This window comes from Afipia broomeae ATCC 49717, assembly GCF_000314675.2.
Taxonomy (GTDB): Bacteria; Pseudomonadota; Alphaproteobacteria; order Rhizobiales; family Xanthobacteraceae; genus Afipia; species Afipia broomeae.
The window spans coordinates 1,425,192-1,447,159 of record NZ_KB375283.1 but is presented as its reverse complement, the minus strand read 5'-3'; the positions used below and the strand labels follow the sequence as shown (position 1 = coordinate 1,447,159).

At 62.4% G+C, this 21,968-nt stretch carries 27 protein-coding genes; 23 read left to right on the top strand and 4 right to left on the bottom strand.

The annotated features are described in order from the left end of the window. The first annotated feature begins 58 nt into the window (after window positions 1–58). From HMPREF9695_RS27005 to HMPREF9695_RS19360, 13 genes are all read left to right on the top strand, one after another. Window positions 59–367 (top strand): transcriptional regulator domain-containing protein, encoded by a 309-nt coding sequence (locus tag HMPREF9695_RS27005; protein ID WP_006022609.1) that lies wholly within the window; start codon window positions 59–61, stop codon window positions 365–367. Further along, window positions 267–833 (top strand): DUF2285 domain-containing protein, encoded by a 567-nt coding sequence (locus HMPREF9695_RS19415; protein ID WP_024584489.1) that lies wholly within the window; start codon window positions 267–269, stop codon window positions 831–833. Before HMPREF9695_RS27005 ends, HMPREF9695_RS19415 begins: the two co-directional genes overlap by 101 nt. Before the next feature lie 139 nt (window positions 834–972). Continuing rightward, on the top strand, window positions 973–1,254 hold the full coding sequence (locus HMPREF9695_RS19410) for a helix-turn-helix transcriptional regulator (protein WP_006022608.1): 282 nt from the start codon (window positions 973–975) through the stop codon (window positions 1,252–1,254). A gap of 18 nt (window positions 1,255–1,272) precedes the next feature. Continuing rightward, window positions 1,273–2,433 carry a replication initiator protein A gene (locus HMPREF9695_RS19405; protein ID WP_006022607.1) on the top strand — a complete coding sequence of 387 codons (1,161 nt, stop codon included), beginning with the start codon at window positions 1,273–1,275 and terminating at the stop codon, window positions 2,431–2,433. Then, window positions 2,430–3,068 carry a ParA family partition ATPase gene (parA, locus tag HMPREF9695_RS19400; protein ID WP_006022606.1) on the top strand — a complete coding sequence of 213 codons (639 nt, stop codon included), beginning with the start codon at window positions 2,430–2,432 and terminating at the stop codon, window positions 3,066–3,068. Before HMPREF9695_RS19405 ends, parA begins: the two co-directional genes overlap by 4 nt. Then, on the top strand, window positions 3,065–3,319 hold the full coding sequence (locus tag HMPREF9695_RS19395) for a hypothetical protein (protein ID WP_006022605.1): 255 nt from the start codon (window positions 3,065–3,067) through the stop codon (window positions 3,317–3,319). Before parA ends, HMPREF9695_RS19395 begins: the two co-directional genes overlap by 4 nt. Further along, window positions 3,316–3,837 carry a DUF2840 domain-containing protein gene (locus HMPREF9695_RS19390; protein WP_006022604.1) on the top strand — a complete coding sequence of 174 codons (522 nt, stop codon included), beginning with the start codon at window positions 3,316–3,318 and terminating at the stop codon, window positions 3,835–3,837. The genes HMPREF9695_RS19395 and HMPREF9695_RS19390 overlap by 4 nt, the downstream gene beginning before the upstream one ends. Further along, window positions 3,834–4,379, top strand: a complete 546-nt coding sequence (locus tag HMPREF9695_RS19385) for a S26 family signal peptidase (protein WP_006022603.1) — start codon at window positions 3,834–3,836, stop codon at window positions 4,377–4,379. The genes HMPREF9695_RS19390 and HMPREF9695_RS19385 overlap by 4 nt, the downstream gene beginning before the upstream one ends. Window positions 4,380–4,449: 70 nt before the next feature. Next, window positions 4,450–4,797 carry a DUF736 domain-containing protein gene (locus HMPREF9695_RS19380; protein WP_006022602.1) on the top strand — a complete coding sequence of 116 codons (348 nt, stop codon included), beginning with the start codon at window positions 4,450–4,452 and terminating at the stop codon, window positions 4,795–4,797. 3 nt (window positions 4,798–4,800) lie between these two features. Next, entirely contained in the window at window positions 4,801–5,574 is a 774-nt protein-coding gene (locus HMPREF9695_RS19375) for a lytic transglycosylase domain-containing protein (protein ID WP_006022601.1), read from the top strand. A gap of 244 nt (window positions 5,575–5,818) precedes the next feature. Further along, complete coding sequence (locus HMPREF9695_RS19370; protein WP_033965849.1) at window positions 5,819–7,558, top strand: relaxase/mobilization nuclease domain-containing protein; 1,740 nt, start codon at window positions 5,819–5,821, stop codon at window positions 7,556–7,558. Window positions 7,559–7,582: 24 nt separating this feature from the next. Next, on the top strand, window positions 7,583–9,571 hold the full coding sequence (locus HMPREF9695_RS19365; RefSeq protein ID WP_006022599.1) for a conjugal transfer protein TraG: 1,989 nt from the start codon (window positions 7,583–7,585) through the stop codon (window positions 9,569–9,571). Window positions 9,572–9,578: 7 nt separating this feature from the next. Continuing rightward, entirely contained in the window at window positions 9,579–10,007 is a 429-nt protein-coding gene (locus HMPREF9695_RS19360; RefSeq protein WP_006022598.1) for a hypothetical protein, read from the top strand. Between the two features lie 81 nt (window positions 10,008–10,088). Here HMPREF9695_RS19360 and HMPREF9695_RS19355 read toward each other — a convergent pair whose 3' ends face one another. The 3 genes from HMPREF9695_RS19355 to HMPREF9695_RS19345 all read right to left on the bottom strand — a co-directional run bounded on the left by HMPREF9695_RS19355 (window position 10,089) and on the right by HMPREF9695_RS19345 (window position 12,187). Beyond that, the gene (locus HMPREF9695_RS19355; protein WP_006022597.1) at window positions 10,089–10,727 is read right to left on the bottom strand and encodes a response regulator transcription factor; all 639 of its coding nucleotides are present in this window, start codon (window positions 10,725–10,727) and stop codon (window positions 10,089–10,091) included. Beyond that, window positions 10,724–11,743, bottom strand: a complete 1,020-nt coding sequence (locus HMPREF9695_RS19350) for a sensor histidine kinase (RefSeq protein WP_197057830.1) — start codon at window positions 11,741–11,743, stop codon at window positions 10,724–10,726. Before HMPREF9695_RS19350 ends, HMPREF9695_RS19355 begins: the two co-directional genes overlap by 4 nt. A gap of 165 nt (window positions 11,744–11,908) precedes the next feature. Continuing rightward, on the bottom strand, window positions 11,909–12,187 hold the full coding sequence (locus HMPREF9695_RS19345; protein WP_006022595.1) for a metal/formaldehyde-sensitive transcriptional repressor: 279 nt from the start codon (window positions 12,185–12,187) through the stop codon (window positions 11,909–11,911). 340 nt (window positions 12,188–12,527) lie between these two features. Between HMPREF9695_RS19345 and HMPREF9695_RS26460 the strand changes: the two genes are divergently transcribed. The 5 genes from HMPREF9695_RS26460 (at window position 12,528) to HMPREF9695_RS19320 (ending at window position 16,180) form a co-directional block, all read left to right on the top strand. Next, window positions 12,528–12,743 (top strand): hypothetical protein, encoded by a 216-nt coding sequence (locus HMPREF9695_RS26460; protein WP_006022594.1) that lies wholly within the window; start codon window positions 12,528–12,530, stop codon window positions 12,741–12,743. Between the two features lie 77 nt (window positions 12,744–12,820). Further along, a complete protein-coding gene (gene hisE, locus HMPREF9695_RS25935; protein WP_006022593.1) occupies window positions 12,821–13,339 on the top strand; it encodes a phosphoribosyl-ATP diphosphatase in 519 nt (172 codons plus the stop codon). Window positions 13,340–13,371: 32 nt separating this feature from the next. Next, window positions 13,372–13,743, top strand: coding sequence for an SLOG family protein (locus HMPREF9695_RS19330; protein WP_242443339.1), 372 nt, complete (start codon window positions 13,372–13,374; stop codon window positions 13,741–13,743). A gap of 46 nt (window positions 13,744–13,789) precedes the next feature. Then, a complete protein-coding gene (locus HMPREF9695_RS19325; protein WP_006022591.1) occupies window positions 13,790–15,556 on the top strand; it encodes an NRAMP family divalent metal transporter in 1,767 nt (588 codons plus the stop codon). A 171-nt stretch (window positions 15,557–15,727) separates the two neighbouring features. Then, window positions 15,728–16,180 (top strand): hypothetical protein, encoded by a 453-nt coding sequence (locus tag HMPREF9695_RS19320; RefSeq protein WP_006022590.1) that lies wholly within the window; start codon window positions 15,728–15,730, stop codon window positions 16,178–16,180. A 362-nt stretch (window positions 16,181–16,542) separates the two neighbouring features. Here the strand turns inward: HMPREF9695_RS19320 and HMPREF9695_RS19315 are convergent, their stop codons facing one another. Further along, window positions 16,543–16,731, bottom strand: coding sequence for a hypothetical protein (locus tag HMPREF9695_RS19315; protein WP_124810154.1), 189 nt, complete (start codon window positions 16,729–16,731; stop codon window positions 16,543–16,545). A gap of 391 nt (window positions 16,732–17,122) precedes the next feature. Between HMPREF9695_RS19315 and trbB the strand changes: the two genes are divergently transcribed. From trbB to trbJ, 5 genes are read left to right on the top strand one after another with little or no spacing between them, the layout of a single operon-like run. Continuing rightward, window positions 17,123–18,139, top strand: a complete 1,017-nt coding sequence (gene trbB / locus HMPREF9695_RS19305) for a P-type conjugative transfer ATPase TrbB (RefSeq protein ID WP_024343194.1) — start codon at window positions 17,123–17,125, stop codon at window positions 18,137–18,139. Next, window positions 18,136–18,468 carry a TrbC/VirB2 family type IV secretion system protein gene (locus HMPREF9695_RS19300; protein WP_006022586.1) on the top strand — a complete coding sequence of 111 codons (333 nt, stop codon included), beginning with the start codon at window positions 18,136–18,138 and terminating at the stop codon, window positions 18,466–18,468. Before trbB ends, HMPREF9695_RS19300 begins: the two co-directional genes overlap by 4 nt. Then, window positions 18,468–18,749, top strand: coding sequence for a VirB3 family type IV secretion system protein (locus HMPREF9695_RS19295; protein ID WP_006022585.1), 282 nt, complete (start codon window positions 18,468–18,470; stop codon window positions 18,747–18,749). The genes HMPREF9695_RS19300 and HMPREF9695_RS19295 overlap by 1 nt, the downstream gene beginning before the upstream one ends. A gap of 13 nt (window positions 18,750–18,762) precedes the next feature. Next, window positions 18,763–21,201 (top strand): conjugal transfer protein TrbE, encoded by a 2,439-nt coding sequence (trbE, locus tag HMPREF9695_RS19290; RefSeq protein ID WP_006022584.1) that lies wholly within the window; start codon window positions 18,763–18,765, stop codon window positions 21,199–21,201. Then, window positions 21,198–21,959: a P-type conjugative transfer protein TrbJ gene (gene trbJ / locus HMPREF9695_RS19285; RefSeq protein WP_006022583.1), complete on the top strand. Its 762-nt coding sequence runs from the start codon at window positions 21,198–21,200 to the stop codon at window positions 21,957–21,959. The genes trbE and trbJ overlap by 4 nt, the downstream gene beginning before the upstream one ends. Window positions 21,960–21,968 lie beyond the last annotated feature (9 nt).

Below are 21,968 nucleotides of genomic sequence, written 5' to 3'. Positions count from 1 at the left end.
AACAACCCAGCCGGGAATCCTGACTCTCCCACAAATTCAAAGACTAGGGAGGATCGCGATGACACCAGATGCTTCCGGCTGGCGTTCATCGGAACGCTATGCGCACGTCGCCGACATGACCGCGTCCGACGTCGCGTGGGAATGGCTGCGCCGCAACGAAACCTACGACAGGGATTTTCAAGCGCTCGGCGACAGCGAAAGTGATCTGCGCACGCTGACCGACGGGATCGGGCAGCGGTGGGGGTTGCGATTTCCCCGTAGACCCGATGCAGGCACCTCCCGAAGCGCAGGTGATCTGGCTTCCCCAGGAAGACACAAGCGCCATCGTTCTTGGCCCACCTCCGGATATTCCGTCCGCAAGCGCTGATCCCCAACCGACGATCGACGCCGCCGTAAGCGTCGATGTCGGCAGCGAGACCCATCTGGTTCTCGATCTCGGAAACGGTCAGCGCGTAGCGCTTGTTCATCCGTCCGAGACACGACCCGCCAAATCTCTTGGCGCCTTCATCCCGCTCGGCCTGGAAGGCTTCGACCGGCTCCAATCGGTCGCCCGCTTGCTCTCCGCCCTCCATGGCCGCGCCATACCGCCCGACACCCGACTGACACGGCAGCAACGTGCTCGGCTGTGCCGGATGCTGCAGGCCTTCGACGGTCATCGCGCGGGCGCGACCCAGCAAGAAATTGCGCAGGTCATATTTCGGATCGGCGCTCTCGGTCGCGACGACTGGCAGGCATCTTCCGCCCGCCACGCCACCAAAGCCCTGCTTCGAGATGCCCGCGCGATGATGGTGGGTGGGTATCGCACGTTGCTTCGTCATCGGCGGCAACTTTAGCCGATCTCCATCCGACTCTTGGTGGGCGAATTTAGGCCCCCCTGAATTCGCCCTGCATCTCGCCGGCCCTGCTTCGCCAACGTGGCCTTCGTTACCCGCCGCTTCCCGGCGGCCCCAACGAACCCACGGAGGCCCTCCCATGCGACCTGATCTCGCCGTTCTCCCGCCGCGCTACCTGCGCACCAAGGAAGCCGCCGAATTCCTCAGCCTATCGGCCCGCACCCTCGAAAAGCATCGGACTTACGGAACGGGTCCGGCCTATCGCAAGCTCGGCGGTCGCGTCGTTTATGCGGTCGACGATCTTGAGGCCTGGGCCGAGCGCGGCGCCGTCACCTCCACCTCCGATCCGCGCGGCAGCGTGCTTCCGGCCAAGCGCCATACGCCTGCGCCGCCGGCACATGCCGGACGATACGCGCGCTGATCGCCCCCGGATTCCCGAATGGCGGCGCGACACCAGTCCCTCTCGGAGCGCGGGCAGCTCGATCTGTTCCGTGCGCTCCCCGGCGAGTTCGCAGCACGAGACGCACAGGATCTCATGGCCTATCCGTTTTTCTCCCTCTCCAAATCGCACCGCGTCGCGCCGATCGACTTCGCCGCCGGCAATGTGTCGATCCGCGTCGAGGCCGTGCCCGATCACGGCATGGCGACCATTTGGGACGCCGACATCCTGATCTGGGCGGCGAGCCAGATCGTCGAGGCGCGTGACGCCGGCCTGCGCACGTCGCGCCTGATGGTCGCCACGCCCTATGAAATTCTCAAATTCATCGGCCGCGGCACGTCCTTACGCGACTATCAGCGCTTGAAGGCCGCGCTCGATCGTCTGCAATCCACGACGGTCTGCACCTCGATCCGCCAATCCGCCGAGGGCCGGCGTCATCGCTTCTCGTGGATCAACGAGTGGAAGGAGCGCACCAACCGCAACGGCAAGCCGGACGGGATCGAGATGATCGTCCCGGACTGGTTTTATCAGGCCGTTCTCGACGATGCGCTCGTGCTGACGATCGACCGGGCCTATTTCGATCTCACAGGCGGGCTCGATCGCTGGCTCTATCGCCTGGTGCGCAAGCACGGCGGGCGCCAGCGCAATGGCTGGCGATTCGACTTTCGCCACCTCCACCAGAAATCCGGCGCGTTGTCACCGTACAAACGCTTCGCCTTCGAGCTGCGCGACATCATCCGTCGCCAGCCGCTTCCCGGCTACACGCTGTTCCTCGAGATCGAGGCCGGCGGCCGAACGTTGCTCGCTTTCGAGCGGACGCCGCCCTGTGGAAAAGCTGTGAAAGGCTTCGTGCCATCGGGAACCCGAAAGCGCGTGCCATCAGGAACCGGCCCCTCGTGCCAACGGGAACCGAAACACGGCCTAACCCACGACAGCAGAACCGAAAATCGCCTCGCTAACTTAGAATCTAACAGAGAATCTAACTTTGAAGAGCGCGCGCGAGAGGTGGAAAACCTCGTCCGGCAGGCCGCGAACGCGCTAAGCGCCGCTGGCAAGCGGCGCACCAGCAGCGCCGCTCTTACCAACGCTGGCGCGGCGAGAAACGGGACCTCCGGCCCTCCGCAGCTTCCCTTCGGTCCACGCCCGGGAGGCCGCCGATGATCGTGGCCTTCCTCAACCAGAAGGGCGGCGTCGGCAAGACGACGCTGGCGCTGCACCTAGCCGGCGAATGGGCCGGTAGGGGAAAGCGGGTCACGCTCGTCGATGCGGACCCCCAGGGTTCGGCGCTCGACTGGTCGCAGCAACGCGCCCGCGAGCACGCGCCGCGCCTGTTCGGCGTCGTCGGCCTGGCGCGCGACACGCTCCACCGTGAGGCGCCCGAGCTGGCGCGCGATGTCGATCATGTGGTGATCGACGGGCCGCCGCGCGTCGCCGGGCTGATGCGATCCGCGCTGCTCGCCGCCGACCTCGTGCTGATCCCCGTGCAGCCGTCGCCGCTCGATGGTTGGGCCTCGGCCGAGATGCTGGCGCTCCTGTCGGAGGCGCGCATCTATCGGCCGGAGCTTCGCGCTCGCTTCGTCCTCAATCGCTGCGGCGCGCGCACCGTGATCGCCCGCGAGACGGCCGAGACGCTCGCCGACCACGATCCGCCAGTGCTGCGCACGGCGATCGGACAGCGCGTCATCTACGCCGACGCCGCGCAATCGGGCCGGCTCGCTTTCGAGATCGACGACGACGGACCCGCCGCGCGCGAGATCGCGGCGCTCGTCACCGAGCTCGAAAGGATCTCACCATGAGCGAGCGATCCGAACGGCGCGGCTTTGCGGCACGTCCGACCAATCAAGAGGCCTGGATCAAGGCCGCAGATGCCACCGCGCCGCGCGCGCCGGACGATGAAGCCTTCACCGCCCGCATGACGATCGACGTCACGCCCGCCTTACGTGGACGGATCAAGATCGCTGCCTTCCGGCGCGGCGTTACCGTTGCCGACATGCTGCGCGAGATGCTCGCGCGCGAATTCCCACACATCGAAGGAGACCCCTCATGACCGGCGCCGCGGCCCCCCGCGCGCGCGGCGGCCCGACGCCGACCGCACGCCACCAAGACAATCTCACCCATGTCGAACTGACCTGGGTTGAGAAGAAGATCGAGAACTGGATCCGCTTCGGCACGCACGCCCACGAACAGATTCTCGATCGCCGTCGGCGTGTCCTGTCTTTTCGCCCCGGCGCGGTCTTCGCCTTCGTGCGCTGGGCCTCGAATGACTTCGGAACGATCATCTCGCGCATCGACGTCGTGCGCTCGGTTGCGCGCGGCGAGACGTACCAGACGCTGCCTTTCGTTCGTCCTGGCGGCGAAATCCTGCTGAAGGTCGAGAGCTGGCCCAGGGTCGAGCGCGTGCTGCAGGCGATCGACGCCATCGAGCGCATCGGCATCGATCCCGAAGCGGTTTCGCCCGATCATTGGCGTCACGTCCACAACCGGCTCGCTGCTGGACACGAGCCGCGCACCTACACGCTCGACCATCATCGCGCATTCCTGCTGCGCCGAAAGGCCGAGTCGTGAGCCGCGCCGGACTTCTCCTGGCGACGACGCTCGCCGCGCTCAGCGTCGGCTATCCCGGCCTCACGCCGATGCCCATCAAGCTGATCTGGAACGCATCGGCGAGCGCGCCCATCGGGTTCTATTCGATCGACTTCGACGGGCCGCTCGACGTTACCGATCTCGTTGCGGTCGATGCGCCCGAGCCGCTCGCGACATTCCTCGCCGAGCGCGGCTACCTGCCCAAGGGCGTGCCGCTGATGAAGCGCATCCTCGCCGTCTCCGGGCAGACCGTTTGCCGTTCGAACCTCACTATCACCGTCGATGGTGTGGAGGTCGGTGCGGCACTGGAGCGCGATCGCGCAGGCCGCGATCTTCCCGTCTGGCAAGGCTGCCGCCGGGTCCAGACTGGCGAAGTCTTCCTCATGAACTGGCAGGTCCGCGACAGCCTCGACGGCCGCTACTTCGGCCTGATCTCGACCGACCAGATCATCGGCCGTGCCGTCCCACTGTGGACCGATGAAGACGGCACCGGCCGCTTCGAATGGCGTGCGCCGACACGCTGACCGCCTTCCCATTCGGCGGGAGCGGTGCTCGCCGATGGCTGTCCCAATCCCCACCGCGAAGGAGACTGACATGCCCCAGATTGGCGAATTCACGCGCGACGAGACCGGCTTCGTCGGGCATCTGACGACGCTGGTTTTGAACCAGGACGTCATAATCATCGCAGCCGAACCGACCGAGGTTGAGAACGCACCGCAGTATCGCGTGCATGTCTTCGACGGCATGAACAATGAGCCGGGCGCGGAGATCGGCGCCGGATGGAAACGCTCCGGAGAGAAGGCCGGCGAATACGTCGCGCTGCTGATCGACGATCCGACATTCCCGCACCCGATCCGCGCCAACATGTTCCGCGACGACGATGGCGGCTCGGCCTGGTCGCTGCATTGGTCGCGTCCGCGCGATCGCGGCGAGAAGGACTGAGCGATGCTTGGCTCTCGTCAACCGAGGAGCCGTTCGATTGCGTCCGGGCCGCGCTGCGCTGCCCGGCGCATGGCTCTCCTCCTCCTTTCCGGCCTTAGCCTCGCGAGCATCATGCCGGCGATCACGATGGCGCAGGACTTGGGCGCCGATCGACCGTCGCCACGCGATCCCTATGGCGATCATATCGCCGAGGCTTCGCGGCGCTTCGGCGTTCCGATCGCATGGATCAGGGCGGTGATGCGTGCCGAAAGTGCAGGCGATCCACGCGCCCTTTCGCCGAAGGGCGCGATGGGCCTGATGCAGATCATGCCGCCCACTTGGGCAGGCTTGCGCCTTCGCCACCGTCTCGGCGCTGATCCTTATGATCCGCATGACAACATCATCGCCGGCGCCGGCTACATCCGCGAGCTGTTCGATCGCTACGGATCGCCCGGCTGGATCGCGGCCTACAATGCCGGTCCTGGTCGTTACGAGGACTCGCTGAAGGGCCGGGCGCTGCCCGCGGAAACGCGCGCCTATGTCGCCATCGTCGCGCCGTCGGTGACCAGCGGCGATGCGACTTGGCCGATCGTGGCCGCCGCGGCCGATGCACTCGCCTGGACACGCGCGCCGCTGTTCATCGCGCAAGCTGAGCGCATATCGATACCCGTTCCCGTACCGGCCGAGCGCGCTTCCGATGCCGCGATGACGACATCGTCCGTGCGCGATGTTTCCGCCATCGAGCCGCAGTCGGGCGGGCTGTTTGTCCCGCGTTCGGGCCAAAGGAATGCGCCATGAGCAGCCCGGTTCCTGATCGCACGATAGCGTGCTCAAGCGCGTCATGGTGTGCGTTGAGGGTAGAGGCAGGCAACACGACCGGACGATGGCAGGATAAAAGGCCGCGAGGTGCGGCTTGGGTCGGTTGTGGTTTTTCAATAGGTTATGAGGCGATTTCGCGATGTGCGGGATTTCCCCGCACCTCACGACTACGCCGATTTTCCTGCGATTTCCTGTGCTTGGCGCGATGTGCGAGGCATCAGCCATGACCGGCGACAGTGATTTCCGCATCCGGCCGGGCCGCATCCGCTCGACCCGTGCGCAGCAGGCTCGTCCCTTCATCGCGCAGGCTCTCGCCGCGGCGAAGAAGGCCGGGGCCGGCGTCTCACGCTCCGGCCGGATCGTGTCCGGCAACCGCTCGCGCTTCGGGCGGGGCCAGCGTGCGAGCATCCAGGCGAACCGGCTGCTCACCGCGCGAACGCGCGGCGCTGTCATCAAGGCGCGCGTCGTGCGCCAGACATCGCGCTCGGCGCCGCTCGCGACCCACCTCAATTATCTGCGCCGCGAAGGCGTGACCCGCGATGGGGAGAAGGCCCATCTCTTCGGTCCCGGGGGCGACGACGCCGATCCGAAGGCCTTTGCGGAACGGTGCCAGGACGACCGCCACCATTTCCGGTTCATCGTCTCGCCCGACGATGCGCCCGACATGGCCGACCTGCGGTCCTTCACCCGCGATCTCGTCACGCAGATGGAAAAGGATCTCGACACCCGCCTCGATTGGGTGGCGGTCGACCACTGGAACACCGAGCATCCCCATGTCCACCTGATCGTGCGCGGGGTCCGTGACGACGGGCAGGACCTCGTCATCTCACGCGACTACATCAAGGAAGGAATGCGCGACCGCGCGCGTGACCTCATCACGCAGGAATTAGGGCCGCGCACCGACCTCGACATCCAGCGCAGCCTGAAACGCCAGGTCGATGCCGAGCGCTTCACGCAGCTTGACCGCCAGCTTATCCGCGATGGCCATGCCACGGGCGTCATCGAGACGGCGATCGATCCGAACGTCCGGCTCGACGAATTTCATGCGCTGAAGGTCGGACGGCTCCGCAAGCTGGAAACACTCGGCCTCGCCGAGCAGGTCGGCCCCGGTCAATGGGCGATCGACACGAAGGCCGAGGCGACTCTGCGTGAACTCGGCGAGCGCGGCGACATCATCAAACGCATGCACCGGGCTTTGACGGATCGCGGCATCGAACGCGGCTCGGCGGGCTATGTGCTCGCGGCCGAAAGCCTCGATGCGCCCGTGATCGGCCGATTGGTCGATCGCGGTCTTGATGACGAGCTGAAGGGCTCCGCCTACGCCGTGGTCGACGGCGTCGACGGCCGCACCCATCACATCAAGCTGCCCGATCTCGAAGCCGCCGGTGACAGCGCGGCGGGTTCGATCGTCGAGTTGCGTGCGTTCGATGATGCACAGGGACAGCGCCGGGTCGCAATCGCCGTCCGCTCCGATCTCGATATCGATCGTCAGGTCACGGCAACCGGCGCGACTTGGCTCGATCGGCAGAACATCGCGCGCGAACCTGCCGCCCTGTCCGAGGCCGGCTTCGGCGCCGAGGTACGGCAGGCGCTGGATCGACGCGCGGATCATCTGGTCGGACAGGGCTTCGGCGAGCGACACGGCCAGCGTGTCACCTTCAATCGCGGGCTGATCGACACGCTGCGCCGTCGCGAGCTGGAAGCGGCCGGCGAAAAACTCTCCGCCGAAACAGGCCAGCCGTTCAATCGCGCGGGAAGCGGCGAGTATGTTGCCGGCACCTACCGCCAGCGTTTGGCACTCGCCTCCGGCCGCTTTGCCATGCTGGACGACGGCCTCGGCTTCCAACTCGTGCCCTGGTCACCCTCTCTGGAAAAGCACCTCGGCAAGCATGTTTCCGGCGTCGCCCGCGATGATGGCGGCATCGACTGGAGCTTTGGCCGCAAACGAGGGCTCGGCCTCTAACCTCTCTCCGAAAGGACCGTTCCAATGTCCGCCACGAAGATCCTATGGGGCCAGATCCTCACCGTTTTCCTGATCGTCCTCGCCACCACTTGGGGCGCAACGGAATGGGTGGCTTGGCGATTGGCGTTCCAGCCGGAGTTGGGCGCGCCGTGGTTCACGCTGTTCGGCTTTCCTTTCTATCTGCCACCCTCCTTCTTCTGGTGGTGGTACGGCTTCGACGCCTACGCACCCGCGATCTTCGTCGAAGGCGCTTTCATCGCGGCGTCCGGTGGCTTCATCTCGATCGCCGTCGCCATCGGCATGTCGGTCTGGCGTGCACGCGAGGCCAAGAAGGTCGAGACCTATGGCTCGGCGCGTTGGGCCGAGAAGAAGGAGGTGGAGACGGCCGGCCTTCTCGGTCCCGATGGTGTCGTGCTGGGACGCTACGAGCACGCTTATCTGCGCCATGATGGGCCTGAACATGTTCTGTGCTTCGCGCCCACCCGAAGCGGCAAGGGTGTTGGCCTCGTTGTGCCCTCGCTGTTGACCTGGCCGGGCTCGGCGATTGTTCACGACATCAAGGGCGAGAACTGGCAGCTCACCGCCGGCTTCCGCGCCAGGCACGGCCGCGTGCTGCTCTTTGACCCGACCAACACAAAATCCGCTGCCTACAATCCTCTGCTCGAGGTGCGCCGCGGCGAATGGGAGGTTCGCGACGTCCAGAACATCGCCGACATCCTGGTCGACCCAGAAGGGTCGTTGGACAAGCGGAACCATTGGGAAAAGACGAGCCATGCGCTGCTAGTCGGCGCGATCCTCCACGTCCTCTATGCGGAAAAGGACAAGACTCTGGCCGGCGTCGCGGCGTTCCTCTCTGATCCGAAGCGACCAATTGAATCCACCCTCGATGCGATGATGAAGACGGCGCATCTCGGCGACGCCGGACCGCATCCCGTGATCGCCAGCGCCGCACGCGAGCTCCTCAACAAATCCGACAACGAACGCTCAGGCGTGCTCTCTACCGCCATGTCGTTCCTGGGACTCTATCGCGATCCCGTCGTCGCCGAAGTGACGCGGCGCTGTGACTGGCGGATCTCCGATATCGTGGGCGGAAAATACCCGGCAACACTCTATCTCGTCGTGCCACCATCCGACATCAACCGCACCAAACCGCTTATCCGACTGATCCTCAATCAAATCGGCCGACGCCTGACCGAGGATCTGCAAGCAAAGGGCGAACGCCATCGTCTCCTGCTGATGTTGGACGAGTTTCCGGCGCTGGGGAGGCTCGACTTCTTTGAGTCAGCACTGGCCTTCATGGCCGGCTACGGTCTGAAGAGCTTCCTGATCGCGCAATCCCTAAACCAGATCGAAAAGGCCTACGGGGCGAACAATTCGATCCTCGACAATTGCCATGTGCGCGTCAGCTTCGCGACCAACGACGAGCGTACCGCCAAGCGCGTTTCGGACGCCCTCGGCACCGCCACCGAGATGAAGGCCATGAAGAACTATGCCGGCCACCGGCTGTCCCCCTGGCTTGGCCATCTGATGGTTTCGCGCTCGGAAACAGCTCGGCCACTGCTCACACCTGGCGAAATCATGCAGCTCCCTCCCACCGACGAGATCGTCATGGCGGCGGGCACGCCGCCGATTCGTGCGAAGAAGGCGCGCTATTACGAGGATGCTCGGTTCAAGGAACGCCTGCTGCCGCCGCCCGCGCTCACAACGTCGCAGCAAGGACAGCCCGACGATTGGACCACGCACCAGTTGCCAGCCCGACCACAGATTGCCGAGGCCACCTTGCTAGCGCAGCCCGCCGATGAAGATCCAACCGAGTCGGAACGCCGCCAGCAACCGGAACTCAATCGGGTGAACCCCGTCGAGAAGAAAGTGCCAATCGACAACCCGTTCGAGATCGATACCGATCGGGACGAGTCTGACGACGATGCCGTGCGCACCAGCCGTATGAACCGGCTCATGCAGGGCGTCGCGCGCCAGGTCTCGCTCGACCCCGGTGACGGCATGGAGCTGTGAGACGCCCGTGACGAAACCACCCCGCAAGCAACGCCTCTCCGTCTATCTCGACCCCTCTGTCATGAACCGGCTCGCAGATCACGCCGCGCGCCGCGACCATTCGCGATCGTTGGTCGCGGAGGCGGCGATCGAGTCATTCCTCTCACCCGATGCCGCCGAACGCCAGGAGGCCGTCATCACGAAACGCCTCGACCAGCTCGACCGACGCATGTCGCGGATGGAGCGCGATATCGGAATATCGGTCGAGATGCTCGCAGTCTTCGTGCGCTTCTGGGTGACCACCACACCGAGTTTGCCAGAACCTGCTGCGCAGGCCGCGCGCGCCAAAGCTGGCGAACGCTATGATCAGTTTGTCACAGCTCTCGGCCGCCGTCTCGCGAAGGGCCCGAAGCTTCATCAGGAGATTTCTGAGGACGTTGATGGCGAGGCAGAATAGCTCGTCAGATCGCGCACGCTCCTGCGTGAGCCCAAGCTGCTCTCCAAGGCCGCATTGAAGTCAGCAATAATCGACTGCCTCTCAATCCCTTATTCTTTCCAATCTCTCGGACATCCGCCCGAGTTCAAGCAAGGATGCCGCCTCCATCTTCCGCATGATCTGCGCCCGACACACCTTCACCGTGATTTCGCTGAGTGCAAACTTCGCAGCAATTTGCTTTGTGAGTTTTCCATCAAGTATCATGTCCATAACTTGGCGCTCGCGAACAGAAAGCGAATCGTACCGCGCGCGAAGATCAGCTGTCATTGTCTTCTCGTTTCGTCGGATTTGCGAAGTCTGGAGACCGAGATAGATCGCATCAAGTAGGTCTTGGTCCCTAAACGGCTTGGTCAGAAATTCGATCGCGCCAAACTTCATAGCCCGGACCGACATCGGGATATCCCCGTGCGCCGTAATGAACACGACCGGGATCTCCACACGCGTTCTGAAAAGCTCTTGTTGGAAATCCAAGCCGTTCTGACCCGGCATTCTAACGTCCAATACCAAGCAAATCGGCGTATCAGGAATCGACCACGCCAAAAACTCGTGCGTAGACGCAAAGGTGTGAATATCAAGTCCGACAGAACTCAGGAGATTTCTGAGCGCTTCACGCACGGAAAGATCATCGTCGACGACGGCTACCGTGCCGCCCACAACGACGGGCTGTTTCGACTGTCTCATAGTATTTTCTCCCTGTCGCCAGGCAGAGTAAAACAAAAGGTAGCGCCGCGCGGATTGGTCGGCTCAGCCCAAATATTACCGCCGTGAGATTCAATAATTGATCGGCATATTGAAAGTCCAATTCCCATGCCATCGCTCTTGGTGGAGTGAAAGGCATCGAAAAGATGCCTTACGAAGCCAGGATCGATACCGCCTCCCGTGTCTTCTATCGTGATCATCACGCCGGACGCGCTTGATTTAGCGGAGTTTATTCGAATCTCACGAACACTGCTCTGCAGCGTACCCATCGCATCTATCGCGTTCACGAGAAGGTTGAGTGCAACCTGTTGAAGTTGAATACGATCACCGAAGATCATGGGCAGATCACTCGACAGGTTCGTATAAACGGAAACTCGGCTTTCTCGGAAACGGCTTTGCAAAAGCCCCAGCACCTCTCTGATTACGACGTTGATCTCAATCCAGGACCTCTTTGGTTCTGCACGCATAGACAGCGCTTGGACGCGCTTGATGATTTCACTTGCTCGGTTTGCGTCGCTGACGATGCTATCTATCGAAGACGCGGCTTTTTCTAGGTTCGCGGGATCTCCGTGAATCCAGCGTGTACATGCATTGGCGTTGGTCACGATTGCGGCGAGCGGCTGATTGACCTCATGGGCGATTGAGGCAGCGATCTCGCCGAGAGTCGTGATCCGAGCGACGTGCGCAAGGCGGGTCTGCGCCTGTTCGGCCGCCACACGAGCGGTCTCCATCTTGACAGCGAGATAGGTCGTTGCCGCGATCGCCAGCAGGCTGATCGAGGTGTTGACGACTCCGGTTCCGAAGCTTCCACTCGGCGTCAGGATGTAGCTCGCGATCGTCAACGCGATGCATATTCCAGAGACCGTGCCCATGCCCCGCGTGTGGCTGAAGCGAGCCGACAATAGAACGACAATCACATAAAACGTCGCAGCGGATATCTCGTAAGGGGTTATGGTGTCGATGATGAAGATGCCGATAGTGAGGATGCCGATCAGCAAGGGAAGCGTTCCAGACCTAACGAGGCGCCATAGCCCATCGATGAACGTCAGTAGTTCCCTTGAACGGGTGCCGAGCGGGTATCGATGCGTCAAGTTTGCCTCGTGATCTATAGGATCGACGTGGGCAGGCTGATTGACTGGTGTTTTTTGTGGAGCCATCGCAGTTCACTTGATGTAGGTGTGCAAAACGTCGACTAATTCGAGCGCGGCATTACGTTCAGCTTCTGTGGGCGTGCGGTTCGCATCGACCATATGCGCTTGAATGTGCCCATTGACGACTTCGGCCATGATTCCGTTGATCGCACCGCGCGTGGCCGTGACTATCCGCATCACGTCGCCGCAACTCTCATCCGCGATGAGGGCCCGTTCAATCGCATCGACCTGACCTCGAAGGCGTCGGACCCTATTCAGCAGCTTCTGCTTCTCAGCCACCGCATGCGCCATCGCGTCCCTCCGCTATACCCGGGTATAGTTGTAATATACCCCCCAGAGTATATATGAATGTCGCGCGAAGTGAAGACCGGCAGGGTTGTTCGCGTCGTGGTCCAGTTCGTCGTGAATTGGATCCGGATTGGCACAGCAGAGGATCATATGAACCCGCGATCTAGCAACGACCCCTCGGAGGGAGATAGTAGGCGTCAGTCACCTGCTATCGACGCTCCGCTGGGTTGCATCATCGCTCGGGTCGGTTCTGCCGACGTAACTGCGCCAGCACTTCGACGCTGAGCACCGTCCGTCCAGGCCACCCGGGTTCGAGCAACTGCTTGAACAGACGGAGGTGGCCATGGCCGCTCATCTCAACATCGACACACGTCGGGCGCCACCGGTGGTCGCCCATGATGATATTCAATTCGCCGGGGTGTTTCCCGGCTTGAAATTGGGCGCTCGCAACTTGGCGAGACCAAAGCTTCTTGCCCATTGGCATCAGGAATCCGATGGCCGGCTGATTAGGGGCTGGCAATTGGAGACATCCGCCACTCTGAAGAATCCTGACGATTGATCATAGCGACACACGGCAATGCCGTGCGCAGCGTAGCGCTGCTGTTGGCAGCAAAGTTCAAACGAAGGGATTAACTAATGAATGCAGTGGTGGCTTTGCTGCCTGCGCGCCCCGCAGGCACTAATACGACTTGCGCGAATACTATCTTCGCCAACGATTTAGAGCAGCTCTACAACGCGCTGAATGATGTGACATTGACGGAGCATGCTCGCACGGCAGAGCTGATGAATGCCGGATTGCGGAAGATCTCGCAGAAGGTTGTCGAGGAGGCTGCCGAGGTCGCTCTCGAGGCGGTGAGGAAGCGGACCCAAAAGACGGTCAGCGAAAGTGCCGATCTTCTCTATCACTTGGTCGTTCTGTGGCACGCACTCAATATTGAACCCAGCGAAGTCTGGGCCGAGATGCGGCGCCGCGTGGAAAGCATGGGCATTGCCGAAAAGCTTCCTAAGCCGCGTCGGGGAACGACTGATCCCGCCCCGGTCAACGACAGCTCGGAAGGAAATCGCGTACCTGCGCCCTGCATCACCGCCAACTCGCGCGCACCAGCACCGTGTCCCGAAGAGCAGCCCGAAAGGACACGGCCATGCGCCTCCTAGTCTGTGGAGGACGTCACTTCGAGGACGCCGAGATGGTGCATCACGAACTAACTGCACTGCATTGGCGAAAGCCAATCAGCGTTGTGGTCCACGGCAGCATTGCAGGCGTCGGCATCATCGCTGAGGCGTGGGCGCGTCGCCATGGGATCGCTGTGGTGCGTTACCCGCCAAATTGGGAGTTTTACGGCAAGAAGGCCGAAGGGCTGCGCAGCGATTTCATGCTGACAGACAGCCGACCCGACTTTGTCGTGGCTTTCCCAGGGGGGCGCCACACCGCCGATCTCGTCCAACGGGCAATCAACGTCGGGCTCGCCGTGCTCGCCATTCCGCCCAACACGGCTGGAGCTTGCCCAGTCGCAAAGCATCCGCCGCAGCGGGGCCAGCCAACAACCGCTTCGCTCTGATCCAGTGAATTCACCCAAAAACGAGCAAAACTCAACGGAGTTTGAAATGTCCGATACCTCTGCGACATCGCTTGAACAAATCGAATTGGCCTCAAGCGCGCCCGCTGTCCTGGATAGCGCGCATATTGGCGACATCCACGGCGCGTTCGGCACCATCCGGCAGCACGACACCGGTGTACGAAAGACTTGGCGGGCTAGGCTGGCGACCTTGATGGCAATCGTCGGCCCGGGACTGATTGTCATGGTCGGCGACAATGATGCCGGCGCTTTTGGAACCTATACGCAGGCAGGTCAGAACTACGGCACCTCTCTGCTGTGGACGTTGATGCTCTTGATCCCGGTGATTTACGTGAATCAGGAGATGGTGTCACGGCTAGGTGCTGTGACGGGCGTTGGCCATGCACGACTGATATTCGAACGTTTCGGAAAGTTCTGGGGTGCCTTCAGCCTTATAGACCTAGTTCTTCTCAACGGACTAACCATTGTAACCGAGTTCATCGGCATCGTATTCGCACTCCAATATTTTGGTTTGCCAAGAGTTCCGGGACTGATTGTCGCGGCGGTGCTCATAGTGGCCGCCGTCAGCACCGGAAGTTTCAAGCGGTTTGAACGCTTCGCGATGGTTTTGGTCTTTGGCAGTCTGTTGCTAATACCTGTGCTCCTCGCCATCCATCCACCAATCGGTGAGATCGCCCATGGACTGCTCGTGCCGCAATGGCCCGCTCACTCCGACATGGCGGCAGTCATGCTGCTTGTCATTGGCATCGTTGGCACGACCGTCGCACCTTGGCAGCTCTTTTTCCAACAAAGCTATGTTGTCGATAAGCGGATCACGCCCGCCTTCAACGGCTACGAGAAAGTCGATCTTTGCCTCGGGATCCTCCTGGTAGTAATCGGCGCCGTTGCCATGATGGCGTTCTGTGCCGCATTGTTTGCCGGACGGCCGGAATTCGGCAATTTCACGGATACAGGTGCGGTGCTTACGGCGCTGGACAAATATGTGGGTCCATATTCGGCGACGATTTTTGCAATCGCTCTTTTGGATGCTTGCCTCATCGGCGCAGCAGCCGTCTCGCTCTCGACGTCTTATGCGATCGCCGACGTCCTCAGGGTGAGGCACTCATTGCATCGCAAAGTCACGGATGCCATCGGATTCTACGTTGCTTACGGGATTCTCATATTCATTGCCGCAGGCCTTGTTGCCTTCGCAAGTGATGCGCTGCTGGGCCTCTTTGTCAGTGCCGTGCAGGCTCTCGCTGGCGTGCTGCTACCAAGTGCCACGGTCTTCCTGCTCCTCCTTTGCAACGACAAGGCGGTTGTCGGCCCCTGGTCCAACGGTCCTAAGCTCAATGTATTCACCGGAGCAATAATCTGGTCCCTTGTGTTGCTCTCGATCATCCTCACCGTGGCGACCGTCTTCCCAGATGTGGCTGACAGCACAATTCTGAAAATACTGATTGGCGGCTCTTTGCTGGGGCTTTGCGGGTTCGTCTTTTCGTTCGCAGCACGCAAGCGTAGTTATGACGTGCCCGCTGCCGCATATGGCAACGATCAAGATCACCGCTTCGCCAAGATGACGATGCTCGAGCGCCGGAACTGGCGCATGCCGCCGCTTAATCGGCTGCCTGCCCTGCATATGACGTTGATGACGAAGGTCTGGATGGGCGTGCTACGCGGCTATCTTCTGATTGCTGTCGCGCTGATCGGCTTCAAGGTCTTCGTCGCCGCGACCGGCGTCGAGGTCAGCATCCCCCAGATCGGCGGAACGCCAACCAGCAACGACGCTGCTACAAGCAATACCGGCTCGAAGTAGCACGCAAGAAGGCGGGTGACGACGTTGACGCACGGGCGCGAGCACCGACATGTCCGCAATAGCCTCGCGGACGTTGCTATACCCCGCGTCGTCGCCTGCCAACCAAAACGAAAAGGAAACAATCTGAATAGACAAAACTCTTTTGTTCTAACTAGCTGATGGGGGCGCCTCATGTCTGAACAATTCAAGACTCTTCCCGAACGCATCCAGGCGCTTTCCGATGCAACTTCTTGTAGTTCTTTTTCGCTGACCTCAGTCGAGCAGACCAAGGGCTTTCAGATTATCGCTTTTGTCGACAGCTGTTTCGGCGATTCTCAATGCGAGATCGATGCTTGCGGATTGATCGCCGCTATGCTGATCGCTTTTGCCAAAGCGCGCAGCGATCCGTTCACGTTTCATTATTTTGCAACGCGTGCTCTCCATGACGGACTAGAACGTTGCATCGCTATCCTTGTCCAACGCGGCGAAAGGCTGCCCGTTGTCGCCTATGCGCTCATCGCAAATTATATCCGCTGGACGGCTCGACGCCGAGAGATGGCTTTAGCCGCGGCGTTTGAGCGTCTGCGCCTTTATCCGACACTTCCAAACATGTTGATCTGGCCGCCGAAGCGCACGCCAGGATAGCGTGCCAGCGCCTGAGATTCATCGAACAAAAAAAAGCCGTGGCAGATTTTCTCAAAGGAGACGCAAAACAATGAGTAATCAACTATCGCATTGGCCTCCGCCACTTCGGATCCGCCTTCTGCTTTTTGTGGTGTCTCGCATCGAACACTTTCTCCTCTTAAGGTGTCCGAAAGGTCGCATCAGGCGATTGGGATTGGCTTGGGTCGACCAGATTCATGCGCGCGTGCGCAAAAAGCTCAGCCGTGCAGAGCTACCCGAAACGCGTTGATGTTTCTTCCGCGTTCGATCGCGCGTCAAATAGCCTTGAATCAGCGCTGAATGGTGAGGAAGCCTACAAATCTCTTTCCGCGCCGATCGGTCCGTCACCGTGATCTATAATCGACGAGGGCTTCATTGCGCCGCGCCGGTGTTAAACTGTCAAGGAGGGCGTTGGCCTTCTCAATTACCTTGCTGCCGATCTCGCGCTGTTGCCCTTGATTGGCTTTTCGGGCGCCCTCGGCGAACACCGATTCCGCGGGGAGTACCGCCGCAGCAAATGCGGCGGCGGCCAAAACCGATCTAAGAAACATAGGCTACTCTACTCGGCTGGGGTTCATGGCTGCAAAGATGCTATCGTACGTACCGTCCCGTTCAGCCTAACGCCGTGCATGATCCCGATTAAGAAGGATCTCACCCCCCGGATGATCTCCGCGATCGAGGATGTCCATCACCTCCACAACAAATGCATTGAGCGGTCATTGTGCGAGGATCAGACGCTTGCGCAGAGCCGGTCAAGCTCCGCGAGCGTATTGGCGTATCGTGCGTCCGACACCGCCGTTCTCCTGTATTTGCACGCTACACTACTACGTCGATGAATCTTTGTTGAATCGCCCCGAAATCTGGCCCCTTTAATCATCCCCGTCTGGGGAAGGACTGTATCGGCCCCGATAGAAACGGGGCACTATGACAGCATCACACCACAATTCGGAAGGCCTCGCGCGCGGCGCAAGGATGCTGCGCACTGCGCTCGGTCCTGCAATCGCGCGCTATCTTGATGACGCCAGCATCGTCGAGGTGATGCTCAATCCCGATGGGCGCCTCTGGATCGACCGACTCTCCGAAGGACTTTCCGATACCGGTGAGCGGCTGTCACCAGCGGACGGCGAACGTATCGTTCGCTTGGTTGCGCACCATGTCGGAGCCGAGGTTCATGCTGGTGCTCCTCGGGTATCCGCAGAGTTGCCTGAAACCGGCGAGCGGTTCGAAGGCCTGCTGCCACCCGTCGTCGCTGCCCCCGCATTCGCGATCCGTAAGCCCGCTGTCGCGGTGTTCACGCTCGACGACTACGTCGCGGCCGGCATCATGTCAGCGACGCAGGCCGAGATACTCCGCCGGAGTGTCTCCTCACGCGCCAACATCCTCGTCGCCGGCGGGACATCCACCGGCAAGACGACGCTGACAAACGCGTTGCTCGCCGAAGTTGCGAAGACCGCCGATCGCGTCGTCCTCATCGAAGACACCCGCGAACTGCAATGCGCCGCGCCGAACCTCGTGGCGATGCGAACAAAAGATGGCGTTGCCTCACTTTCCGATCTCGTTCGCTCTTCGCTGCGTCTGCGGCCCGATCGCATACCCGTTGGCGAAGTGCGCGGCGCCGAAGCGCTCGAACTGCTCAAGGCCTGGGGCACCGGCCATCCTGGCGGGGTCGGCACCATCCACGCCGGCAGCGCGATCGGCGCACTGCGCCGCATGGAGCAGCTCATTCAGGAGGCAGTCGTCACGGTCCCGCGCGCATTGATCGCGGAAACGATCGACCTCGTTGCCGTCCTCTCCGGTCGCGGGTCCGCGCGGCGACTCTCCGAACTCTCGCGCGTCGAAGGCCTCGGTCTCGACGGCGACTACCGCATCGCGCCGGCCACCACGGATGGCGACGGCAGCTCGAGCTTGTTCGTCCCAGCACCTGAAGGAGAAAGCCTGTGATCCAACGCCTGCGGCGCGCGCGCCATCATCTCGTCTTGACCGTTTCCATCGCCACTCTGTCGGCGGTGATGGCAGCCCCCGCTCACGCTTCCGGTTCGTCGATGCCGTGGGAACAGCCTCTCCAACAGATCCTGCAGTCGATTGAAGGTCCCGTGGCGAAAATCATGGCGGTGATCATCATCATCGTTACCGGCCTGACGCTGGCCTTCGGCGATACCTCCGGCGGCTTCCGCAGGTTGATCCAGATCGTGTTTGGTCTCTCGATTGCCTTCGCCGCGTCGAGCTTCTTCCTGTCGTTCTTCTCGTTCGGCGGCGGGGCGCTGGTCTGATGACGGGCGCTGTCGATCAGGGCGGCGACGTCCCAGGCTATACCGTCCCCGTTCACCGGGCACTGACCGAGCCGATCCTGCTCGGCGGCGCCCCACGGGCTATCGCCATCATGAACGGGACGCTCGCTGGCGCGGTCGGCCTAGGGCTTCGCCTCTGGCTGGTGGGGATCGCGATCTGGGCGATCGGCCACGTCACCGCGGTGTGGGCTGCCAAGCGCGATCCGCTCTTCGTCGACGTTGTGCGCCGCCATCTGCGCGTCCCCGCACACCTTTCGGTCTGAGGGGAGCGCGGCCATGATGAACCTTGCCGAATATCGCAATCGCAACAGCCGCCTGGCCGACTTCCTCCCCTGGGTCGCGCTGGTGGGCTCCGGCATCGTCCTCAACAAGGACGGCAGCTTTCAGCGCACCGCGCGGTTTCGCGGCCCCGATCTCGACAGCGCCGTACAGGCTGAGCTAGTCGCCATCGCCGGCCGCCTCAACAATGCGTTCCGTCGCCTTGGATCAGGCTGGGCAATCTTCGTCGAGGCGCAGCGGCAAGCTTCGAACCTCTATCCCGACAGCCGCTTTCCCGATCCCGCCTCGGCGCTGGTCGACGCCGAGCGCAAAGCGGATTTCGAGGAAGCTGGCGCACATTTCGAGTCGAGCTATTTCCTGACCTTCACCTATCTGCCGCCGGCCGAGGACGCCGCGCGCGCGGAATCCTGGCTCTATGAAGGCCGGGAAAAGTCGGGCCTCGACCCCAACGAGGTGATGACCGGGTTCGCCGATCGCACCGATCGCATCCTGCGCCTGGTCGAAGCCTTCATGCCCGAATGCCGCTGGCTTGATGACGCGGAGACGCTCACCTATCTCCACGGCTGCGTCTCGACCAAACGGCACCGTGTCCGCGTCCCCGAAACGCCGATCTATCTCGACGCGCTGCTCGCCGACCAGCCGCTCACCGGCGGGCTCGAGCCGCGCCTTGGCGCGTCGCATCTGCGCATCCTCACCGTCACAGGCTTTCCAACGGCGACGACACCTGGCCTGCTCGACGAGCTGAACCGTCTCGCATTTCCGTATCGTTGGTCGACGCGGGCGATCCTGCTCGACAAGACCGACGCGACCAAGCTGCTGACCAAGATCCGCCGGCAATGGTTCGCCAAGCGCAAGTCGATCGCCGCGATCCTCAAGGAGGTAATGACCAACGAGGCGTCCGTCCTCGTGGACACCGACGCCGCGAACAAGGCCGCCGATGCCGACATGGCGCTCCAGGAACTCGGCGCCGACTATGCCGGGATGGCCTACGTCACCGCGACGGTGACGGTGTGGGACGAGGATCCGCGCGCTGCCGACGAGAAGCTGCGCCTCGTCGAGAAGGTCATTCAGGGCCGCGACTTCACTGCCATGGCCGAGACGATCAACGCGGTGGACGCCTGGCTCGGATCATTGCCCGGCCACGTCTATGCGAACGTCCGCCAGCCGCCGATCTCCACGCTCAATCTCGCCCACATGATCCCGCTGTCGGCGGTGTGGGCGGGGCCGGAACGGGACGAGCATTTTGCAGCGCCCCCACTGCTCTTCGGCAAGACCGAAGGCTCCACCCCGTTCCGGCTTTCGCTTCACGTCGGCGACGTCGGCCACACGCTGATCGTTGGCCCGACCGGCGCGGGCAAGTCGGTCCTGCTGGCGCTGATGGCGCTGCAGTTCCGACGCTATGCTCGCGCCCAAGTCTTCGCCTTCGACTTCGGCGGCTCGATCCGCGCGGCGGCGCTCGGCATGGGCGGCGATTGGCATGACCTCGGCGGCGATCTCAGTGACGGCGCGACCGATAACGTCAGCCTTCAACCGCTCGCCCGCGTTCACGACGTGCCCGAGCGCGCCTGGGCGGGCGACTGGATCGTATCGATCCTGACCCGCGAGGGCGTGGCGATCACGCCCGAGGTGAAGGAGCATATCTGGACGGCGCTGACCTCGCTGGCATCGGCGCCCGTCGAGGAGCGCACGATCACCGGCCTGGTCGTGCTGCTCCAGTCGAACGATCTCAAACAGGCGCTCAGGCCCTATTGCGTCGGCGGTCCCTACGGCCGGCTGCTCGACGCTGAACGCGAGTATCTTGGCTCGGCGTTCGTTCAAGCGTTCGAGACTGAGGGGCTGATCGGCACCGGCGCGGCGCCGGCGGTTCTCTCCTATCTCTTCCATCGGATCGAAGATCGGCTCGACGGTTCGCCGACTCTTCTCATTATCGACGAAGGCTGGCTGGCGCTGGACGATGACGGTTTCGCCGGCCAGCTCCGCGAATGGCTGAAGACGCTGCGCAAGAAGAACGCCAGCGTCATCTTCGCCACGCAATCGCTCAGCGACATCGACGGCTCGGCCATCGCGCCTGCCATCATCGAAAGCTGCCAGACCCGGCTTCTGCTGCCGAACGAGCGCGCGATCGAGCCGCAGATCACGGCGATCTATCGGCGCTTCGGCCTCAACGACCGCCAGATCGAGATCATCGCGCGGGCAATGCCCAAGCGCGACTATTACTGCCAGTCGCGGCGCGGCAACCGCCTCTTCGAGCTCGGTCTGTCCGATGTCGCGCTCGCTCTGTGCGCCGCGTCATCGAAGACCGACCAGGCGGCCATTGCCCGCATCGTCGCCGAACACGGCCGCGACGGCTTCCTCGCCGCATGGCTCGATCACCGTGAGGTCGGTTGGGCCGCCGATCTCATCCCCACGCTCACCAACAAGGAGACGTCCCAATGAAACTGCGCAATTCCCGCGCAGCGCGTTTTGCTGCCGCGCTGCTGACCGCTCCCGTCGCGCTCGCGCCCATGCTGGCGACGCCCGCTCACGCCATCATCGTATTCGATCCCTCGAACTATGCGCAGAACGTGCTCACGGCGGCGCGATCGCTTCAGCAGATCACCAACCAGATCACCTCGCTTCAGAACGAAGCGCAAATGCTGATCAACCAGGCACGCAACCTTGCGAGCCTGCCGTTCTCGTCGCTGCAACAGCTTCAGCAGTCCGTCCAGCGCACGCAGCAGCTTCTCAACCAGGCGCAGAATATCGCCTACGACGTCCAGCAGATCGACCGGATGTTCCAGCAGAAGTACGGGAACGTCTCGCTGTCCGCTTCGGATCAGCAACTCGTCACCGATGCCCGCTCGCGCTGGCAGAACACGGTCGGCGGCCTGCAGGACGCAATGCGGGTGCAGGCGGGCGTCGTCGGCAACATCGACACCAATCGCACGCAGATGTCGGCGCTGATCGGCCAGAGCCAGGGCGCGACCGGCGCGCTGCAGGCGACGCAGGCCGGCAACCAACTCCTTGCGCTCCAGGCGCAGCAACTCGCGGATCTCACCGCCGTCGTGGCGGCCAACGGCCGGGCGCAGGCCTTGCAGTCGGCCGAGCAGGCCGCCGCCGCCGAACAGGGCCGCGAGCAGCGCCGGCGTTTCCTGACGCCGGGCTCGGGCTACCAGCCCGGCAATGCCCGCATGTTCCCGAACAGCGGCAACTGAGGCTGGCAC

Coding starts and splice junctions, on each gene's coding strand:
- HMPREF9695_RS19405 (WP_006022607.1), top strand. CDS start 1,273: ATGGCGGCGCGACACCAGTCCCTCTCGGAGCGCGGGCAGCTCGATCTG.
- trbE (WP_006022584.1), top strand. CDS start 18,763: ATGATGAACCTTGCCGAATATCGCAATCGCAACAGCCGCCTGGCCGAC.
- HMPREF9695_RS26460 (WP_006022594.1), top strand. CDS start 12,528: ATGGCCGCTCATCTCAACATCGACACACGTCGGGCGCCACCGGTGGTC.
- HMPREF9695_RS19395 (WP_006022605.1), top strand. CDS start 3,065: ATGAGCGAGCGATCCGAACGGCGCGGCTTTGCGGCACGTCCGACCAAT.
- HMPREF9695_RS19330 (WP_242443339.1), top strand. CDS start 13,372: ATGGTGCATCACGAACTAACTGCACTGCATTGGCGAAAGCCAATCAGC.
- HMPREF9695_RS19355 (WP_006022597.1), bottom strand. CDS start 10,727: ATGAGACAGTCGAAACAGCCCGTCGTTGTGGGCGGCACGGTAGCCGTC.
- parA (WP_006022606.1), top strand. CDS start 2,430: ATGATCGTGGCCTTCCTCAACCAGAAGGGCGGCGTCGGCAAGACGACG.
- HMPREF9695_RS19295 (WP_006022585.1), top strand. CDS start 18,468: ATGACGGGCGCTGTCGATCAGGGCGGCGACGTCCCAGGCTATACCGTC.
- HMPREF9695_RS19320 (WP_006022590.1), top strand. CDS start 15,728: ATGTCTGAACAATTCAAGACTCTTCCCGAACGCATCCAGGCGCTTTCC.
- HMPREF9695_RS27005 (WP_006022609.1), top strand. CDS start 59: ATGACACCAGATGCTTCCGGCTGGCGTTCATCGGAACGCTATGCGCAC.
- HMPREF9695_RS19380 (WP_006022602.1), top strand. CDS start 4,450: ATGCCCCAGATTGGCGAATTCACGCGCGACGAGACCGGCTTCGTCGGG.
- HMPREF9695_RS19370 (WP_033965849.1), top strand. CDS start 5,819: ATGACCGGCGACAGTGATTTCCGCATCCGGCCGGGCCGCATCCGCTCG.
- HMPREF9695_RS19345 (WP_006022595.1), bottom strand. CDS start 12,187: ATGGCGCATGCGGTGGCTGAGAAGCAGAAGCTGCTGAATAGGGTCCGA.
- trbJ (WP_006022583.1), top strand. CDS start 21,198: ATGAAACTGCGCAATTCCCGCGCAGCGCGTTTTGCTGCCGCGCTGCTG.
- trbB (WP_024343194.1), top strand. CDS start 17,123: ATGACAGCATCACACCACAATTCGGAAGGCCTCGCGCGCGGCGCAAGG.
- hisE (WP_006022593.1), top strand. CDS start 12,821: ATGAATGCAGTGGTGGCTTTGCTGCCTGCGCGCCCCGCAGGCACTAAT.
- HMPREF9695_RS19325 (WP_006022591.1), top strand. CDS start 13,790: ATGTCCGATACCTCTGCGACATCGCTTGAACAAATCGAATTGGCCTCA.
- HMPREF9695_RS19410 (WP_006022608.1), top strand. CDS start 973: ATGCGACCTGATCTCGCCGTTCTCCCGCCGCGCTACCTGCGCACCAAG.
- HMPREF9695_RS19365 (WP_006022599.1), top strand. CDS start 7,583: ATGTCCGCCACGAAGATCCTATGGGGCCAGATCCTCACCGTTTTCCTG.
- HMPREF9695_RS19415 (WP_024584489.1), top strand. CDS start 267: ATGCAGGCACCTCCCGAAGCGCAGGTGATCTGGCTTCCCCAGGAAGAC.
- HMPREF9695_RS19375 (WP_006022601.1), top strand. CDS start 4,801: ATGCTTGGCTCTCGTCAACCGAGGAGCCGTTCGATTGCGTCCGGGCCG.
- HMPREF9695_RS19390 (WP_006022604.1), top strand. CDS start 3,316: ATGACCGGCGCCGCGGCCCCCCGCGCGCGCGGCGGCCCGACGCCGACC.